This is a genomic window from Salegentibacter sp., assembly GCF_036568425.1.
Lineage (GTDB): Bacteria > Bacteroidota > Bacteroidia > Flavobacteriales > Flavobacteriaceae > Salegentibacter.
The window spans coordinates 21,287-37,801 of record NZ_DATCSO010000007.1 but is presented as its reverse complement, the minus strand read 5'-3'; the positions used below and the strand labels follow the sequence as shown (position 1 = coordinate 37,801).

Annotated in this window: 19 protein-coding genes and 1 other RNA gene; 10 read left to right on the top strand and 10 right to left on the bottom strand. The window is 40.5% G+C overall.

The window, feature by feature from the left end; translation table 11 throughout:
- Positions 1-25: 25 nt before the first annotated feature.
- Complete coding sequence (locus VIM94_RS00850; protein WP_332037401.1) at positions 26-1,717, bottom strand: M23 family metallopeptidase; 1,692 nt, start codon at positions 1,715-1,717, stop codon at positions 26-28.
- A gap of 185 nt (positions 1,718-1,902) precedes the next feature.
- Between VIM94_RS00850 and VIM94_RS00845 the strand changes: the two genes are divergently transcribed.
- The 4 genes from VIM94_RS00845 to rny all read left to right on the top strand — a co-directional run bounded on the left by VIM94_RS00845 (position 1,903) and on the right by rny (position 4,273).
- Complete coding sequence (locus tag VIM94_RS00845) at positions 1,903-2,193, top strand: hypothetical protein (protein ID WP_332037400.1); 291 nt, start codon at positions 1,903-1,905, stop codon at positions 2,191-2,193.
- 9 nt (positions 2,194-2,202) lie between these two features.
- Entirely contained in the window at positions 2,203-2,493 is a 291-nt protein-coding gene (locus tag VIM94_RS00840) for a cell division protein ZapA (protein WP_332037399.1), read from the top strand.
- 52 nt (positions 2,494-2,545) lie between these two features.
- Positions 2,546-2,660: non-coding RNA, 6S RNA (ssrS, locus tag VIM94_RS00835), on the top strand.
- A gap of 50 nt (positions 2,661-2,710) precedes the next feature.
- Positions 2,711-4,273: a ribonuclease Y gene (rny, locus tag VIM94_RS00830; RefSeq protein WP_332037398.1), complete on the top strand. Its 1,563-nt coding sequence runs from the start codon at positions 2,711-2,713 to the stop codon at positions 4,271-4,273.
- Between the two features lie 73 nt (positions 4,274-4,346).
- On the opposite strand, the gene VIM94_RS00825 is transcribed toward rny, so the two are convergent.
- Complete coding sequence (locus VIM94_RS00825; RefSeq protein WP_332037397.1) at positions 4,347-5,309, bottom strand: aldo/keto reductase; 963 nt, start codon at positions 5,307-5,309, stop codon at positions 4,347-4,349.
- Between the two features lie 95 nt (positions 5,310-5,404).
- Entirely contained in the window at positions 5,405-6,301 is an 897-nt protein-coding gene (xerD, locus tag VIM94_RS00820) for a site-specific tyrosine recombinase XerD (protein ID WP_332037396.1), read from the bottom strand.
- 112 nt (positions 6,302-6,413) lie between these two features.
- Here xerD and VIM94_RS00815 point away from each other — a divergent pair, with 112 nt between their 5' ends.
- From VIM94_RS00815 to VIM94_RS00800, 4 genes are all read left to right on the top strand, one after another.
- Positions 6,414-7,010 (top strand): porin family protein, encoded by a 597-nt coding sequence (locus tag VIM94_RS00815; RefSeq protein WP_332037395.1) that lies wholly within the window; start codon positions 6,414-6,416, stop codon positions 7,008-7,010.
- A 323-nt stretch (positions 7,011-7,333) separates the two neighbouring features.
- Positions 7,334-7,888 (top strand): outer membrane beta-barrel protein, encoded by a 555-nt coding sequence (locus VIM94_RS00810; RefSeq protein ID WP_332037394.1) that lies wholly within the window; start codon positions 7,334-7,336, stop codon positions 7,886-7,888.
- A gap of 77 nt (positions 7,889-7,965) precedes the next feature.
- Entirely contained in the window at positions 7,966-8,391 is a 426-nt protein-coding gene (gene aroQ / locus VIM94_RS00805; protein WP_332037393.1) for a type II 3-dehydroquinate dehydratase, read from the top strand.
- Positions 8,388-9,116 (top strand): diphthine--ammonia ligase, encoded by a 729-nt coding sequence (locus tag VIM94_RS00800; protein ID WP_332037392.1) that lies wholly within the window; start codon positions 8,388-8,390, stop codon positions 9,114-9,116. Before aroQ ends, VIM94_RS00800 begins: the two co-directional genes overlap by 4 nt.
- Positions 9,117-9,161: 45 nt before the next feature.
- Here VIM94_RS00800 and lpdA read toward each other — a convergent pair whose 3' ends face one another.
- The 6 genes from lpdA to VIM94_RS00770 form a co-directional block, all read right to left on the bottom strand.
- Positions 9,162-10,553 carry a dihydrolipoyl dehydrogenase gene (gene lpdA / locus VIM94_RS00795; protein WP_332037391.1) on the bottom strand — a complete coding sequence of 464 codons (1,392 nt, stop codon included), beginning with the start codon at positions 10,551-10,553 and terminating at the stop codon, positions 9,162-9,164.
- A gap of 157 nt (positions 10,554-10,710) precedes the next feature.
- Complete coding sequence (locus VIM94_RS00790; protein ID WP_332037390.1) at positions 10,711-10,971, bottom strand: hypothetical protein; 261 nt, start codon at positions 10,969-10,971, stop codon at positions 10,711-10,713.
- 9 nt (positions 10,972-10,980) lie between these two features.
- A complete protein-coding gene (locus VIM94_RS00785; protein ID WP_332037389.1) occupies positions 10,981-11,259 on the bottom strand; it encodes a hypothetical protein in 279 nt (92 codons plus the stop codon).
- Positions 11,260-11,315: 56 nt separating this feature from the next.
- Positions 11,316-11,708, bottom strand: a complete 393-nt coding sequence (gene msrB, locus VIM94_RS00780) for a peptide-methionine (R)-S-oxide reductase MsrB (RefSeq protein ID WP_332037388.1) — start codon at positions 11,706-11,708, stop codon at positions 11,316-11,318.
- Between the two features lie 136 nt (positions 11,709-11,844).
- On the bottom strand, positions 11,845-12,327 hold the full coding sequence (gene msrB / locus VIM94_RS00775; protein ID WP_332037387.1) for a peptide-methionine (R)-S-oxide reductase MsrB: 483 nt from the start codon (positions 12,325-12,327) through the stop codon (positions 11,845-11,847).
- Between the two features lie 26 nt (positions 12,328-12,353).
- Entirely contained in the window at positions 12,354-13,223 is an 870-nt protein-coding gene (locus tag VIM94_RS00770) for an alpha/beta hydrolase (RefSeq protein WP_332037386.1), read from the bottom strand.
- Between the two features lie 177 nt (positions 13,224-13,400).
- Here VIM94_RS00770 and VIM94_RS00765 point away from each other — a divergent pair, with 177 nt between their 5' ends.
- Entirely contained in the window at positions 13,401-14,222 is an 822-nt protein-coding gene (locus VIM94_RS00765; protein WP_332037385.1) for a M48 family metallopeptidase, read from the top strand.
- Positions 14,223-14,389: 167 nt separating this feature from the next.
- Complete coding sequence (locus tag VIM94_RS00760; RefSeq protein ID WP_332037384.1) at positions 14,390-15,715, top strand: MFS transporter; 1,326 nt, start codon at positions 14,390-14,392, stop codon at positions 15,713-15,715.
- 43 nt (positions 15,716-15,758) lie between these two features.
- On the opposite strand, the gene VIM94_RS00755 is transcribed toward VIM94_RS00760, so the two are convergent.
- The gene (locus VIM94_RS00755) at positions 15,759-16,490 is read right to left on the bottom strand and encodes a head GIN domain-containing protein (RefSeq protein WP_332037383.1); all 732 of its coding nucleotides are present in this window, start codon (positions 16,488-16,490) and stop codon (positions 15,759-15,761) included.
- Positions 16,491-16,515: the final 25 nt, after the last annotated feature.

Below are 16,515 nucleotides of genomic sequence, written 5' to 3'. Positions count from 1 at the left end.
GCTTTGAGCGGTAACCTCCTGTTCTTTAATTTTTTCTGAAGAATTTTGCTTTATAGGTCGTGCTGTTCCCAACATTATCGGTTACGATAAGCTTGAAGTTATTTTCGGTTTCCGTAACCACCCCATCGGCGAAATTATGGGTTAGGCTGTTGTTTTTGTATTCATATTCCATCAGGATGAACTTACCGTTTACCGTCGCCCTATAGCTTTTTATTCCGGAGAGATCATCAGATATCTTTAACCTTAGATTTTTGTTGGAAGAGATCCACTGCCCGTTATTGAAATTTAAGGGAGTGATCTTTGGGGGGCTAACATCTGCTGCAAGGGTATATTCTCCAAATGTTCTGATGCCCGTGGTGAAGCGATCTCCTTTTTTGTAGGTTGAGGTATAAAGTGGGCGACCTCCATATCCCAAACGGGCGATAAATAGTTTTTCCCGGTCTTCAGGGCTATATTTGCTAACATCGAATCCCAGAGTTATATTTTTATGGATGGGAGTCTCGTCGGTATGGAAATCTATAGTATCTCCTTTGAATTTTATATCCAGATAGGTGTTTCCATATAAACTACCTGCAGGGATATAAAAATCAATTCCGTTTTCCTCGGCTGCAAAAGCTTGATTGGCATTAACGAAATAATCGGTTTTGTTTATTTTTTTAGGTTGAATTTCCCCGCTGTTACGACCGCGGATAGGAATTCTTATCAATCGTTCATTTCCGGAGAAATCGGTAACCCTGATATTATAATTATAATCCAGGCTATCCTTAATATTTAATTTTCCTTCTGAAACAACCTTGTCATAAACACTAAGGGGGTTTCCGGGTTCCACATAGAGTTTTTTGACCCTGCTTTTGTGGTTGCTGTAGTATTCGTAATCAATAAGTTGGTTGAGATAACGGGTTTCAGCAAAAGAAAAGCGATTAAACTTTATGGAGAAGATATCATCCCCATTTACCGAAGTTTCAACCTTATAGACCCCGTTTTTGTTTGGGGCCATATCCTGTTGGTCTACAGTAGATACCCCGAAACCAATATTGCCGCAGGCATCGATCTTTTCGGTAGTGTAGCTGCCATCCTTCAAGGGGATAAGTCGTATTTTTTGCCGTTCTGCCGAATTGTTCACGTGAGATTCGGAATCAAGTGGATAGGCAAAAAGCGAATTGATGATTGGGGGGCGGGAATCCTTGATCTGAACTCCAAAAAGTTTGGGATTCATAGGGCGTTGGCTGCCATCTCTTATTTCGTAGTGGAGGTGAGGACCACCGCTGCCGCCAGTGTTTCCGCTAAGAGCAATAAGCTCATTTTGAGAGACCTTAAGGTCCCCTGCTTCAGGAAAAAGTTCAATCTCATAGGTTTCGTTGGCGTACTGTCGCTTTTTTACATAGGCTTCAATTTCAGGAGAAAATTTCTGCAAATGTGCATATACCGTAGTGTAGCCGTTAGGATGCTGCACATATATAGCTTTTCCGTAGCCATAATGTTGAATATTTATGCGACTCACGTAACCATCGGCGGTAGCCAGCACATTCAATCCCTGGCGCTGCTGGGTTTTTATGTCCAGGCCACTATGAAAATGATTGGAACGCAGTTCCCCAAAAGTACCGGAAAGCACCAGGTGAACCTCCAATGGGGAAGAGAAATAGTCTTCCGGAACACTGGGTTGGGCATAAAGGTTAAGGCCTGTTAAAAATAAGCTTAGAATGGTGATAATTTTCATAAGTATGATTTAAGAATAGCAATTTCCTGGAGGTAAATTTAATCAAACTTTATGCAAAAAATAAAGTCTTAAGGCTTAAGATGTTAGCTCTGGCTTTAGGTAAAATCTAAAATAGAAATAAAAAGTATTGGGATATTTCAAAGCGTATGTTAACTTTGTGGAAATAAGCATTAGATTGCGCTTGAATGAGTGAATTGACAGAAATAGTTGATAATCTTGAAAATAGAATCAGCAAGTTGCTTCATAAGTATGAAGCTTTAAAGCAAAACTTGGGTTCCCTTCAGGAGGAAATGGCAACTCTTGCTTCTGAGAATACCCGTCTCAAAGAAGAACTTGAGAATTCTGAGGGACGAATTCAAACTCTTAAAGCAGCCAACGCGATGCTGGGCAGTAAAGATTATAAGACAGAAACAAAGCTCAAAATAAACAGCTTGATAAGAGAAATTGATCAATGTATTGTTCAATTATCAGAATAAATAAGCATCATGGATAAATTAAGGATTAAGATCTCCATTGCAGACAGGGTTTATCCCTTGACCATTGAGCCTAAACAGGAGGAAGGCTTGAGAAAGGCTGCAAAAAAGATCGAGGCCATGATAAAACAATTTGAGCAGAGTTATGCCGTTAGGGATAAGCAGGATGTATTGGCTATGTGTGCCTTGCAGTTTGCGGCCCAAACCGAGCAAAAAGATATAGAAGCCGCAGGAGATATGCAGGAAGCTGAAGAAAAGTTAAGGTCACTTAATGAGCTTTTGCAACAACACCTGGCGTCTTAATAAAGTTCTTTAAATAAAATAAGGTTACTGCCTGTATTAGTGATTTTGAGAAACTCAACACGAATTCTTTAAGAAGGGTGAGTTTAAGTTGTAAAAGCGTGCCGTATCCCTCGGGAAAGCGGATTCTTGAGCAGCTTGTTAGCCCTAAACCTGATTTTAAAGAGTTTACTTCAAACCAATACTAATACAGGCTTTTTTTTTATATAAACACTCAATAATGGAAATCACTACTATAATTATAGGTTTGGTCGTTGGTATAGCTATAGGCTTTGCCACCGCAAAATTGCTGGAACGCAAGCAAGCCTCCCGTACAATTAAAAATGCCAGAAAATCGGCTTCAAATATCCTGAAGGAGGCAAAATCGGAAGGAGAAAGCATTAAGAAGGATAAGATCCTTCAGGCCAAAGAAAAGTTTATCGAGCTTAAGACAGAGCACGAGAAGGTGATCATGGGGCGTGATAAAAAGATCAATGAAGCCGAAAAGAGGGTAAGAGATAAGGAATCCCAGGTTTCCAGTGAGCTTGCTAAAAACAAAAAGCTTAACAAAGAGCTGGAGGAGAAGTTAAAAGACTATTCTTATCGTACCGAATATCTTGAGAAGAAGCAGGAAGAGATAGATAAGCTTCATAACAGCCAGATACAGCAATTAGAGGTCATTTCAGGTCTTTCGGCTGAAGATGCCAAAGCACAACTTTCCACAGCCTTAAAAGATAGCGCAAAGGCTGATGCTATGGCGTTGATTCAGGATACCGTAGAAGAGGCCAAACTTACCGCCCAGCAGGAAGCAAAAAAGATTATAATTAATACTATTCAACGAATAGGAACTGAAGAAGCAGTAGAGAACTGCGTTTCTGTATTTAATCTTGAAAGCGATGATGTTAAAGGTAGAATTATAGGAAGGGAAGGACGTAACATTCGTGCCCTGGAAGCCGCTACCGGAGTAGAAATTATAGTTGATGATACCCCGGAAGCCATTATACTTTCATGTTTTGACTCGGTAAGAAGAGAAGTTGCCAGGTTATCACTCCATAAACTGGTAACCGATGGACGTATTCATCCCGCCCGAATTGAGGAGATAGTAAAGAAGACCAGGAAACAAATTGAAGAAGAAATAATAGATATTGGAAAACGTACCGTTATTGATCTTGGAATTCACGGCCTTCATCCCGAACTTATAAAGACAGTTGGAAGAATGAAATACCGTTCATCTTACGGGCAAAACCTCTTGCAGCACTCCAGGGAAGTTGCTAAGCTCTGTGGAGTTATGGCTGCTGAACTCGGACTTAACCCTAAACTAGCCAAACGTGCCGGATTACTGCACGATATCGGGAAGGTGCCAGATTCAGAGACAGAAGTTCCTCACGCGATCCTTGGGATGCAGTGGGCTGAAAAATTTGGGGAGAAACCCGAGGTATGCAATGCCATTGGTGCTCACCACGACGAAATAGAAATGAATTCCCTGCTTTCGCCTATCGTACAGGTTTGTGATGCGATTAGCGGTGCCAGGCCAGGTGCCAGACGACAGGTCCTTGATTCTTATATTCAGCGTTTAAAAGATCTTGAGGAAATCGCCTTTGGTTTTCCAGGGGTTAAGAAGGCCTATGCCATTCAGGCCGGTAGAGAATTGAGAGTGATTGTGGAAAGTGAAAAGGTGAATGATGAGAAAGCCTCCAACCTTTCCTTTGAAATCTCTCAGAAGATTCAGACCGATATGACCTATCCGGGGCAGGTGAAAATTACCGTAATACGGGAAACCCGAGCAGTCAATATCGCCAAGTAGCTCATTATAATTGTAGTTAGAAATTAAAAAGCCCTGTATTAGCAGGGCTTTTTTTATTGATAAGACCGAAGAATCAGGCCTTATAATCGTCATCATCAAAGATGTTTTCGTAGGAGTTTCCTTTTGTTACAAAGAATTCGCCGGTCACGTACCTAAAATGCCTGTCCAGTTCTGCGATTTCCTTTAGGTCCTCCTCATTGAGGTTGACTCCCATGCTCTGAATGTTTTCAATAATCCGTTCTTCATTGGTTGATTTCGGGATCACTGCTGTACCTCTTAAAACGCTCCATTTTATAAGTACCTGCCCGGGGCTGGCTCCATGTCTTTTAGCAATCTTTTGAATTACGTTATTTTCCAGAAGCGAGGGTTCGTTAGGAGCTTTCATAGCCTCAACACGATCCCCACTGCCCAGAGGAGAATAAGCGGTAAGATGAATGTCGTGTTTACTGCAAAACTCAAGCAATTCGGGTTGTTGCAGATAAGGGTGAAGTTCCACCTGATTCATTTCCGGAATATCCTCTGTCTGCTCCATAAGTTCTTCTAATTTCATCGCACTGAAATTTGAAACACCAATGTGTTTTACAAGCCCTTGCCTTTTAGCCTCGATCATCATTTTCCAGGTTTCGATTATTGGTGCTTCTTCCAGGCTGAGATAATCTTCATCTTTTTCAGGAAAGCTAACTCCTCTTTTAAATGCTACAGGCCAGTGGATGAGATAAAGGTCCAGGTAATCCAACTGAAGATCTTTAAGGGTCTCCTTAAGTGCAGGGATGACGTCTTCTTTCTTGTGAGCATCATTCCAAAGTTTGGAGGTAATCCAGACCTCCTCTCTTTTTATTTTTCCCTCTGAAAATACTTTAGCAAAGGCCTCACCAATTTCAGCCTCATTTCCATAGGTTGCGGCACAGTCTATATGTCTGTATCCGTTATTTAGGGCAATCTTTATAGCATTGCCTACTTCGCCTTTTCCCGATTTCCAGGTTCCCAAACCTATTGCGGGCATTTCATCGTTATTCTTGAACTTAAGTGTCCTCATAATGGTAAATTTTATATTTCTTATAAGAGCCTATAATTTAGTAATATTCCTTTTGAAATACCTTTATTTTAAGGGCTTTATCAGAATTTTAATACTCAGGCCCTTGGATGAAACTTTTCGATAACCTGTCGCAGATGTTTTCGGTCTATATGCATATAAACTTCGGTGGTGGTTATACTTTCATGACCCAGCATTTGTTGAATGGCTCTCAGGTCGGCACCGTTTTCTAGTAAATGAGTCGCAAAGGAATGCCGAAAGGTATGAGGACTGATCTTTTTATGGACACCGGCCTTTTCTGAAAGTTGCCTTATGATAGTGAAGATCATAGCCCGGGTGAGCTTGTTACCTCTGCGGTTTAAAAATAAGGTATCGGTGGCTTCTTTCTTCACAGGCAAGTGAGGCCTGACCTGTCTTAGGTAGATATTCATATATTTTTGGGTGTAAGGCGATACCGGAACAAAGCGCTGCTTATTCCCTTTCCCCGTAACTTTTATAAAGCCTTCCTCAAAGTACAGGTCAGAGATTTGCAGGTTTACAAGTTCTGAAACCCGAAGTCCACATCCATAAAGCGTTTCAAGAATAGCACGGTTTCTTTCGCCTTCTGCTTTTCCCAGGTCTATAGCAGCGATCAATCGGTCTATTTCTTCGGTAGAGATCACCTCGGGAAGTTTCCGGCCCGTTTTAGGAGATTCGATTAGGTCCAGGGGATTGTCTTTTCTGTAATCTTCAAAAACCAGGAAATTAAAGAATCCCCGTAAACCTGAAATCAGCCTTGCTCTGGATCTCGGGTTAAGCGTCCTGGCCATTTCATATATGAACAGCTGTATGGTCTCCTCAGAAATATCAAGAGGGGAGAGCTTAATATTATTAACGTCCAGAAACCTAATAAGCTTATGAATATCCAGGCTGTAATTCTGAATAGAATTATCTGAGAGTCCGCGCTCTAAACGTAAATACAGGCGATAATCCTCCAGGGCACGGATCCATTTCATGTGTTAAAGATAAAAACAATCCTGTAATAACTTAGTAATACTTTATGCTTGCATAACATTTTATTAAGAAGTTGCGACCTACATTTGCTCTTATAACTAAAAATCGAATGTTATGAAAAAATCAGTTTTAATTGCAGTATTAGCCGTGTTTGGGTTGACTTCAACCGTCTCTGCACAGGAACTTGTTTATTTTGGTGTAAAAGGAGGGATTAATTTTTCTAACATGACCTCTGATGGTTTTGAAGACGAGAACAGCCGTACCGGATTTCATTTAGGGCTCCTTTCTGAAATTCCGGTTGGAGACCGTTTTTCTATACAACCAGAGGTGCTTTATTCTACCCAGGGAACCGAAGCTTTTAGCAACAGATACGGACAGGGTGAATATAAATTAGATTACATACACGTGCCAGTACTGGCTAAGGTTTATTTAATAGATGGGTTATCTCTGGAAGTAGGTCCTTCTTTTAATTTTCTGGTAGAGGAAGAATATGAATTAATTGCCGGAGAAGGATTTGCTGTAATTGACACCGAAGTAGGTAGTACCTTTGAATTTGGAGGAGCCCTTGGTGCTACTTATAAGTTCAATAATGGATTTTTCACCTCTGCCCGTTACACCCGTGGTTTCACCGATGCTTTTGACAGTGACAACTGGGATGAGGATGCCGTTAATAATAACGGAATCCAACTTGGGGTAGGATTTATGTTTTAAATCAGCTTTTACCAAACACCTATGAAAAGCTGGAAAGCGGAAGAGGGATCTTCCGCTTTTTTGTTGTAGGGTGCCTACGGGATTTTATGTATTATTAATATGAATATCAGGCGCTTGGGTTTGTTTTGTTTAATTCATGCCTATAACCAAAAAATAAAATATGTTGAAAAATCCCTCTTTCTTAGCATATTGTTTTTATTGGAGGTTAACCAAACTTAAGCCCTGGAGTTTAAACTATGAATAACCGGTTAAAGAACCTAAACTATATTGGATGCATAATTGATTTTTTTCGTTAATTGCAAGGGATAAACCTTTAATTTAATATGTTTAGAAATCTTTTTTTAGCTCTGCTTGCAATGTTCATTTTTGAAAATGCCCGGAGTCAGGCCTTTAAAGATCCTGCTATTAATTTATCTGTTCAGGCTGGGTATCTGGCCATAGATCCCTCTTATTCCAGTTATTATCCTGAAGTAAGCGGTGAGTTTATCAGCGGGGAAGCAGGTCTCTTTGTAGGCGTTAACTATAATCTAAGATTGAACAGTGATTTTTCTTTAGTGCCCGAAATCAGTTTTATCAGCAATAAAGAATCAGTGCATTATCGCGCAGCCGGACTTTTGGAATACCGAATCCCAAAAACAGGCTTTTACGGCCTTGTGGGTCCTCAAGTGAATATTTTAAGCGGGAATTCCCTTAGCTTTTATGACAGAGCAGGTTTTGAACTTACCGGGGCAATAGGTTATGATATCAGTTATTCCTTTTACCTGGAGGCACGTTACTCCCACGAATTAACCGATCGACTAAAGCCACAGGCTCCATTTAACGATGATGATTATTACCGGTTTCGTTATTATTCTATAGGATTAGGATTTCGGTTTTAATTATATGAATTTTCCTATATAGAGAAAATCAGGCCAGTTTAAAGAGCCAGAATAAATCTTTTGATATCTTTATCCTTATGAAAATACTTATCATAAACGGTCCCAATTTAAACCTTCTTGGAACCCGCGAACCCGATACTTACGGAAATAAGAAATTTGAAGATTACTTTGCAGATCTGCAATTCAATTTCAGGGAAGTCGAGCTATCCTATTTTCAATCGAACATTGAAGGAGAGATCATAGATGAATTACAACGGGCTGTTGGGGAATTTGATGGAATAGTTTTAAACGCAGCTGCTTATACCCATACTTCAGTTGGAATTGGCGATGCTGTTAAAGCTATTGAAGTTCCGGTAGTAGAAGTCCATATTTCCAACACTCACTCCCGGGAGGAATTCCGGCATAAGTCTTTTATCGCGCCTGCAGCTAAAGGGATTATCATTGGTTTTGGCCTGCAAAGCTATGATTTGGCTATACAAAGCTTTATCAGTTCTAAAAAATGAAGAAAGCTTATTTAAACTGGAGCAGTGGCAAAGATGCCGCTTTCGCCCTTTATAGGGTGCAAAGTGAAGGGTTGTATGAGGTGCAAAAACTTGTTTCTACAGTCAATATTGAATCCAATAGAGTTTCAATGCATGGGCTTCGGGTTGAATTGATGCAACAACAGGTCGATGCTATTGGAATTCCACTCCAACTTATTAAATTCGAAGGCAATGTGAGTATGCAGACCTATAATGAGCTCATGGAAATTGAAACGGAAAAGCTCCTCGATCAAGGTTTCAATTATAGCATTTTTGGAGATATCTTTTTAGAAGACCTAAGGAAGTACCGCGAAAATCAACTGGGAGAGAAAGGCATTAAAGCTGTTTTCCCTCTGTGGAAGCTGGATACTGCACAAATGATACAGGATTTCCTTCAGGTTGGTTTTAAAGCAATAGTGGTTTGTGTAAATGCTGAAAAATTAGATAAATCTTTCTGCGGAAGACTGCTCGATGAAAACTTTCTTAAAGATCTGCCGTCAGATGTAGATCCCTGCGGGGAAAACGGAGAATTCCATACATTTGTTTTTGACGGGCCGATTTTTAATAAACCTGTAGACTTTGCGGTAGGGGAGATTGTAGAAAAAAGCTATACCTCTTCCGGAGATAAAGATGATGATTGTTTCAGTGATAAGAAAGAGAGCTGGGATACCCGGTTTTTCTATTGCGATTTACTTCCAAAAAAATAACCCCGGCATTTCTGCCAGGGTCATTCAGAATCATTTATTAAAGGTTTAAAGGTGGATCACCTCATCGTAGGCAGCTGCTACGGCTTCCATCACGGCTTCACTCATCGTTGGGTGAGGGTGAACGGCCTTTAATACTTCGTGCCCTGTGGTTTCAAGTTTTCTACCTAAAACAGCCTCAGCGATCATATCGGTTACTCCGGCACCAATCATGTGGCAACCTAGCCATTCTCCGTATTTGGCATCGAAGATAACTTTTACAAAACCATCTGATTTTCCTGCTGCTTTGGCTTTTCCTGATGCAGAGAATGGGAATTTTCCAATTTTAAGTTCGTAACCGGCTTCTTTGGCTTGTTTTTCAGTCATTCCAACCGATGCGATTTCGGGAGTTGCATAAGTACATCCGGGAATATTTCCGTAGTCAAGAGGTTCAACTTCCATTCCTTTAATCTTTTCGACACAAAGGATTCCTTCGGCAGAAGCAACGTGGGCAAGGGCAGGGCCTTCAACCACATCTCCAATGGCGTAAATTCCTGAAACATTGGTCTTATAGAACTGGTCTACTACGATCTTATCCTTATCGGTTTTAATCCCCAACTCTTCCAAACCTATATTTTCGATATTGGATTTAATACCAACTGCAGAAAGCACGATATCGGCCTCAAGGGTTTCTTCGCCTTTTTTGGTTTTGACCTTGGCTTTCACAGTTTTTCCTGAAGTATCTACACTTTCCACTGAAGAACTGGTCATTACCTTAATACCTGCTTTTTTCACGCTGCGTTCAAATTGCTTTGATACTTCTTCGTCCTCAAGAGGCACAAGGTTAGGAAGGAATTCCACGATAGTTACATCTGTACCCATCGCGTTATAAAAATGAGCGAATTCCACTCCAATGGCACCGGAACCAACCACGATCATAGATTTTGGCTGCTTTTCAAGGCTCATTGCCTCCCGGTAACCAATCACTTTCTTACCATCCTGTTTAAGGCTTGGCAATTCTCGGGAACGGGCACCGGTAGCCACTATAATGTGATCTGCCTGGTATTCTTTAGTGTTTTTATCTTTATCTGTTACCGCAATTTTTTTACCCGATTTGAGTTTACCAAAGCCTTCAATAACATCGATTTTGTTCTTTTTCATCAGGAATTGCACACCCTTGCTCATTCCATTAGCCACTTCACGGCTTCGTTTTATCACAGCTCCAAAATCCTTATCCGGATTTTCAAGTTTAAGTCCGTAGTTATCGGCATGTTTGAGGTAGTCAAATACTTCGGCACTTTTCAGTAATGCTTTAGTTGGGATACAACCCCAGTTAAGGCAAACCCCACCAAGACTTTCCTTTTCAACAATAGCGGTTTTAAAACCCAGTTGAGAGGCTCTAATGGCGGTTACATAACCTCCCGGGCCACTACCTAAAACAATAATATCATATTTACTCATAGTCGGAAATTTTTATTGCAGTTATAGAAGTTGCGAATTTAAGGAATAATAGCTTAAACTGAAAGTTTTAAAAGGGCTCTGTTATTTCAGAAATGGCAAAAATAAAGGCTTACCCATTGCGGTAAGCCTTTTTAAAATAACTCTGAATGTATTAAAATTACATCTGTATATTCTGAACATCCTTCTCCTGAAGATCCAAAGCATTCATTACCGCGTTGAAGTTGGCAACATCGAGGCCTGTGGATTCAGCAAAATCTGAAGGTACGATCACAAACCTAAAAACCTGGTCCTGAGTGAAACCTGCATCGAGGTTACTAAGGTCAAAATTTCCATCAATAATTAGTTCTACATCCACATCGGTATGGTTATATACATATTGGATTGTACCCTGATCCAGGAAAAAGTTTTGTGGGATCATACTCCAGGTTTAATAAACCTCGCCATCCTCCTCAATTACTTCAAGCCTGTAAACCAGAATTGCATCTGAGGTTAGAACCTCAACGTCATCGGGCAGGCCAATGATAGTAGAATGATAGTTGACATCTGCAAAATAATCAAAATCCACATCTTCATATTCAATAGTTTGTCCAACCACGTTGACTCCCGGTTCGCCTTCAGGTCCCGGAGGGCCTGGAGGTCCCTGGTCGCCCTCGCAGGCTGTGAATAGGAACGCAGATACAAATAGTGCTGTTAGTAATTTTTTCATTTTTATAAGTTTTAATTAGACAATTGCCCCCGGAAGGGCTTCATAGGTATTGGTTGTTATTTTTTGAAATCCAGACTTGCGGAATTAACGCAATACCGCTGACCGGTTTCTGTAGGTCCATCATCAAAAATGTGGCCAAGGTGGCTTCCGCAATTGGCACAAAGGATCTCGGTACGCATCATTCCAAAGCTTCTATCTTGTACATACTCTATTTTTCCTTCTATTGCACGATCAAAACTTGGCCAGCCGCAACCGCTTTCAAATTTCGTGTCGCTTTCAAAAAGTTTAGTGTGGCAGGCAGCACAGTAATAAGTACCTTCTTCAAAGTGCATATTATATTTTCCGGTATGAGGAGCCTCGGTACCTTTTTCCCGAAGTACCCGGAATTGTTCTTCTCCAAGTTCTTTTCTCCATTCCTCTTCTGGTTTCTCTACTGAGTATTTTTTCATATAAATATTTTTTTCATTCCCACGCAGGCGGGATTTTTTTTATTATCTCTTCCAGAAAACAGGATAAGCTACGGCGGAAATCTAAATAATTTTATCATGTCCGTCCCGCAAAAGCGGGATAAACTCCGGCAGAATTCTATTCTCCCTCCGGAACAAACTCCATAGCTAATCCGTTAATACAATGCCTTTTTCCGGTTGTGTTTTCTGGACCATCTTCAAAGACGTGGCCCAGGTGTCCACCACAACGGGCACAATGAACTTCGTTATCTTCATACCCATAAGACGTGTTTCTTCCGTAGGAGACCGCACCTTCTATGGGTCTGTCAAAACTTGGCCATCCGGTACCACTATCAAATTTATATTTTGTTTTATAGAGGGCATTTCCGCAGGCAGCGCAAACAAAGGTTCCGGGTTCTTCGATATCGTTTAGCGGACTCGTAAATGCACGTTCGGTTTCTCCTTTTCGAAGAATACGATACTGCCCTTTTGAAAGTTCTGTTTTCCATTGAGCATCAGATTTTGTAATCTCATATTCCTGCAGAGCTTTTTCCTTTTTTTGAGCACTGCCGTTGCAACTAAAAAGCATCAACGGGAAGATAAAAAGCAGTAGTTTTCTCATAGGTTTTTATTTTAAAGATACAAAGATTAGTCTGCGAGGAACGTTGTGATTTTGTTAATTACCTTCTTGTTACCAAGAATCCGGCGGTGTCCCTGGCCTTGAGTGATCATTAATTCACTGTTTTCCAGGGCACGATCTATTTCGTAGGCAGAACTTACGTGAACGTCTACATCCTGTTCGTCATGAATAACCAGGGTGGGTATCTTTACAGCTTTTGCAGAAACCGCTCCGGAATAATTATCCATGTCTTCTCCGAATTTCTCGTCAAAATATGCTTTCATCCTGTTGGCGATACCTTTATTCATTCCCAGGTTTTCATTGAATTCCTGGGTGATGTGGGTAACAGAATTGGCAGTACCTATAATAATGAGTTTATTTAACTTTATACCTTCTTTTACAGCCCTAAGGGAGGCCATTCCCCCAAGAGAATGCCCTATAGCCGCCTCAAAAGGTCCAAACTCTTTAACTAGAAAATGAATACTTTCTATGAACTCTGTCATTATACTGGATTTTCCAGGGGCTTTTCCGTGGCCTGGGGCATCAAAACTTATGGTGCTGTACCCGGCGTTTACCAATGCTTCAGCGATATAAGAAAGTTGGGTGCCGCGCCCACTCCATCCATGTACTAACAGAATTTTATGTGGGGAATCCCCATACCGGTAAACCACTATTTCTTTTCCAAAAGCCGGAACTTTCATTTTTGTTTGGACCGAATTCTTATCCATCTTTTTTTCCCTTTCCGGAAGTTTATATTTAAAGGGAGTCAGGAATAGCTTCGCGGCGAAACGACTTGCCAGAAATGGGGAGAAGGTTTTCAGCAGTTTGGCCGTATAACGTATATAATTGGGAATAAGAAGTTGCTGTACCGATAACTGATCTTTTTTTGATTTGGTCATTGTTACTGGAAATAAATGTTTGCAAGTTAGTGATTTTTGACTTCATTATCCCTTATAAACACTGGGATGTGGGGAAGTGGTATTGTTTTTGAAATAAGTTATTTTGTTAAATGATGCTTAAAGCAGGGACCAGGCTTTTCTGGCTTTTGTAATTTTAACTAAACAAAACCAAATATTATGATACTTAAAAAATCTTTGATATGGATAAGTGCAGCTTTATTATTTGTTGGCTGTCAAACCAATCCTTTTACCGGGGAAAAAAACCTGAATTTTGTATCTAATGATCAGCTTTTTCCCGCATCTTTTGAGCAGTATAATCAGTTTCTTTCTGAGAATGATGTTGTAACTGGCACCGCTGAAGCCAATATGGTGAAACGAGTAGGTAACAGGATTGAAACTGCCGCCGAGAGATACTTAAACGCTAACGGATACCAGGGATTTCTGGAAGACTTTCGATGGGAATATAACCTGGTGAAGGATGATGCGGTAAACGCTTTTGCTATGCCAGGGGGTAAAATAGTTTTTTATACTGGGATACTTCCGGTTGCTGAAAATGAAACCGGAGTTGCTGTGGTGATGGCTCATGAGATCGCCCACGCCCTTGCCGATCACGGAGCTCAGCGTATGAGTGCGGCACAATTGCAACAACTAGGGGCCGTGGCAGGAAGTATTGCTGTAAGTGGTAGAAGCCAGGAGACCCAGGAAATTTTCGCACAGGCTTATGGTTTGGGTACTACTGTGGGAGTAATGCTGCCTTTTAGTAGGAAACACGAGACCGAAGCCGATAGGATTGGACTCACCTTAATGGCAATAGCAGGGTATAATCCAGAGGAAGCAGCCGATTTATGGCGAAGAATGGCAGCCCAAAGCGATGGACAGGCTCCACCGGAATTTTTAAGCACTCACCCATCTAACCAGACAAGAATAAACAACCTTCAGAAATGGGCTCCTCAAGCTAAAGCAGAAGCTCAAAAATATGGGGTGACATCTTTTGAATAAAAGACAAACCGATTAAATATTTAAAAAAGCTGCCGCAACCCGGCAGCTTTTTCTATTTTTAACCCGATGAAACCAGCATGCTGCTGGTCCCAAAAACAGCAATGCATAGGACAAGATTAAAAGCCTGTGCCTAATTCCCAAATTAGGGTGAAATTATATATACTCAGATGATAAAATTACCGAAAGGGGATAAGAAATTGCTTCACGCCTGGGCTTTTTATGATTGGGCAAATTCGGTGTATAGCCTGGTGATATCTTCAGCAATCTTTCCGATATTTTATGGAGCACTTACCATCGTAAGGGATGCAGAGGGAAATAAAATAGATGATACGGTTCACTTCCTGGGATTCAATTTTAATAACGATAGCCTTATTAGTTACGTTACTGCCATGGCCTTTCTCGTCGTTTCATTTTTGAGTCCGTTTTTATCGGGCATCGCCGATTATATTGGTAATAAAAAGAACTTTATGAAGTTCTTTAATTATTTGGGAGCTCTCTCTTGCATTGGTTTGTTCTGGTTTGACCTGGATCATCTCTGGATAGGTTTGTTGTGCTACTTTCTTGCTCTTATTGGTTTTTGGGGCAGCCTGGTATTCTATAATTCGTATTTGCCTGATATAGCTTTTAAAGATCAGCAGGATAAGATAAGTGCAAAAGGTTTTTCTCTCGGTTACATTGGGAGTGTTATTTTACTCATTATTTGTCTTGTTTTAATTTTGAAATATTCCTGGTTTGGTTTTGAAGATGAAGGGCTGCCAACCCGACTTTCCTTTATCCTTACCGGGGTTTGGTGGATAAGCTTTAGTCAGTACACCTATTATTATTTACCAAAGGGTAATAAACGTACAGGTATTCGCCGAAATATCCTGTTCAATGGTTTTAGAGAATTAAAAAGTATCTGGAAAGCCATGAAGCACAACCCTATGCTAAAGCGATATCTTATTGCCTTCTTTATATATAGTATGGCGGTACAAACAATTATGCTTATCGCTACTTATTTTGGAATCGAAGAACTGGATTGGGGAGAACAGGATCCTACCAGCGGACTTATCATCAGTATTTTGCTTATACAACTGGTGGCCGTTGCAGGTGCAACTCTTACCGCCCGTATCGCGTTTAGGATCGGGAACATTAAAACCCTTATTATTATCAATCTAATTTGGATCAGCATTTGTGGATATGCCTATTTTATTGTTAGTCCGGTACAATTCTATGTAGCTGCTGCAGCAGTAGGACTGGTTATGGGTGGAATCCAATCCTTGTCAAGATCTACTTACTCAAAGTTTCTTCCTGAAGACACAAAGGATACAGCCAGTTATTTTAGTTTCTATGATGTTTCAGAAAAAATAGGGATTGTGATTGGAATGTTCATGTATGGTTTGGTTGCTCAAATAACCGGCAGTATAAGAGATTCCATTCTTTTTCTGGTAGTTTTTTTTATTGCCGGTGTCTTCCTCTTGATGCGGGTGCCAAAAACGAACCCCGCGCTTTAGCGCAGGGTTTGTAATTTTCCTTTTTATAGCAATAGAAGAAAAATTATTTAGAAGTGATGTCTCCTGAACCCATTGTTTTGAAATTCTGTTTTTCGGGATTTCCTTCATAATGAATATCTCCGGAGCCAAAAATCCTGGCATCCAAAGAAACAGATGTAAAGACCTCTACATCGCCACTTCCCATTACTGTAGCTTTAACTTCTTCAGCTTTAAGATCGAAAGCCTGGAAATCGCCGGAACCGGTTACCTTACATTCAAAATAATTACTTTTCCCACTTAACATTGTATCTCCTGAGCCGGTGATGTGACTTTCCAGCGCATCGACATCCAGGTTAAGATTAAGGTTTCCTGAGCCGGTAAGGCTGGTTTCAAAAGAATTTCCCCTGATAGGGTCTGAATTCCATAGATCGCCGGAGCCTGTAAGTTTAACTCCCCTAATGTCCTTGAATGGAACAGTAACTTTTATTGATTTATTTCGTGAAGGTTGCAGGTTAACTTTATCTGCCGGACTAATCTTTAGTGCACCGTTTTTCACTTCAGTAATAATATGTTCCATCAGGTTGCTTTCGGCTTCCACTTTTATTTGACCTTCTTTCCCAGCTACCAGTTCCACATCCATAGATCCAACGAGGTAAATTTCGTCATAATTCGATGTACTGCGAGTTTCGGTAGTGAAGTTTCCATTGCCTTTTACAGTTTCATTTTTCCAGAATTGAGCATTTGCTGAATTAAAACTAAATAAAAAAGTTGCTAAAATTAAGATTGATTGTTTCATGATTTTCTTTTTGATTGATGATTTA

Excerpts from the sequence above, each read along its gene's own strand:
- VIM94_RS00770 (WP_332037386.1), bottom strand. The coding sequence starts at position 13,223 with ATGACCAAATCAAAAAAAGATCAGTTATCGGTACAGCAACTTCTTATT.
- msrB (WP_332037388.1), bottom strand. The coding sequence starts at position 11,708 with ATGAAAAAATACTCAGTAGAGAAACCAGAAGAGGAATGGAGAAAAGAA.
- rny (WP_332037398.1), top strand. The coding sequence starts at position 2,711 with ATGGAAATCACTACTATAATTATAGGTTTGGTCGTTGGTATAGCTATA.
- lpdA (WP_332037391.1), bottom strand. The coding sequence starts at position 10,553 with ATGAGTAAATATGATATTATTGTTTTAGGTAGTGGCCCGGGAGGTTAT.
- VIM94_RS00790 (WP_332037390.1), bottom strand. The coding sequence starts at position 10,971 with ATGATCCCACAAAACTTTTTCCTGGATCAGGGTACAATCCAATATGTA.
- VIM94_RS00810 (WP_332037394.1), top strand. The coding sequence starts at position 7,334 with ATGTTTAGAAATCTTTTTTTAGCTCTGCTTGCAATGTTCATTTTTGAA.
- VIM94_RS00765 (WP_332037385.1), top strand. The coding sequence starts at position 13,401 with ATGATACTTAAAAAATCTTTGATATGGATAAGTGCAGCTTTATTATTT.
- VIM94_RS00825 (WP_332037397.1), bottom strand. The coding sequence starts at position 5,309 with ATGAGGACACTTAAGTTCAAGAATAACGATGAAATGCCCGCAATAGGT.
- VIM94_RS00800 (WP_332037392.1), top strand. The coding sequence starts at position 8,388 with ATGAAGAAAGCTTATTTAAACTGGAGCAGTGGCAAAGATGCCGCTTTC.
- VIM94_RS00845 (WP_332037400.1), top strand. The coding sequence starts at position 1,903 with ATGAGTGAATTGACAGAAATAGTTGATAATCTTGAAAATAGAATCAGC.
- VIM94_RS00785 (WP_332037389.1), bottom strand. The coding sequence starts at position 11,259 with ATGAAAAAATTACTAACAGCACTATTTGTATCTGCGTTCCTATTCACA.
- VIM94_RS00815 (WP_332037395.1), top strand. The coding sequence starts at position 6,414 with ATGAAAAAATCAGTTTTAATTGCAGTATTAGCCGTGTTTGGGTTGACT.
- VIM94_RS00840 (WP_332037399.1), top strand. The coding sequence starts at position 2,203 with ATGGATAAATTAAGGATTAAGATCTCCATTGCAGACAGGGTTTATCCC.
- xerD (WP_332037396.1), bottom strand. The coding sequence starts at position 6,301 with ATGAAATGGATCCGTGCCCTGGAGGATTATCGCCTGTATTTACGTTTA.
- VIM94_RS00755 (WP_332037383.1), bottom strand. The coding sequence starts at position 16,490 with ATGAAACAATCAATCTTAATTTTAGCAACTTTTTTATTTAGTTTTAAT.
- VIM94_RS00760 (WP_332037384.1), top strand. The coding sequence starts at position 14,390 with ATGATAAAATTACCGAAAGGGGATAAGAAATTGCTTCACGCCTGGGCT.
- msrB (WP_332037387.1), bottom strand. The coding sequence starts at position 12,327 with ATGAGAAAACTACTGCTTTTTATCTTCCCGTTGATGCTTTTTAGTTGC.
- aroQ (WP_332037393.1), top strand. The coding sequence starts at position 7,966 with ATGAAAATACTTATCATAAACGGTCCCAATTTAAACCTTCTTGGAACC.
- VIM94_RS00850 (WP_332037401.1), bottom strand. The coding sequence starts at position 1,717 with ATGAAAATTATCACCATTCTAAGCTTATTTTTAACAGGCCTTAACCTT.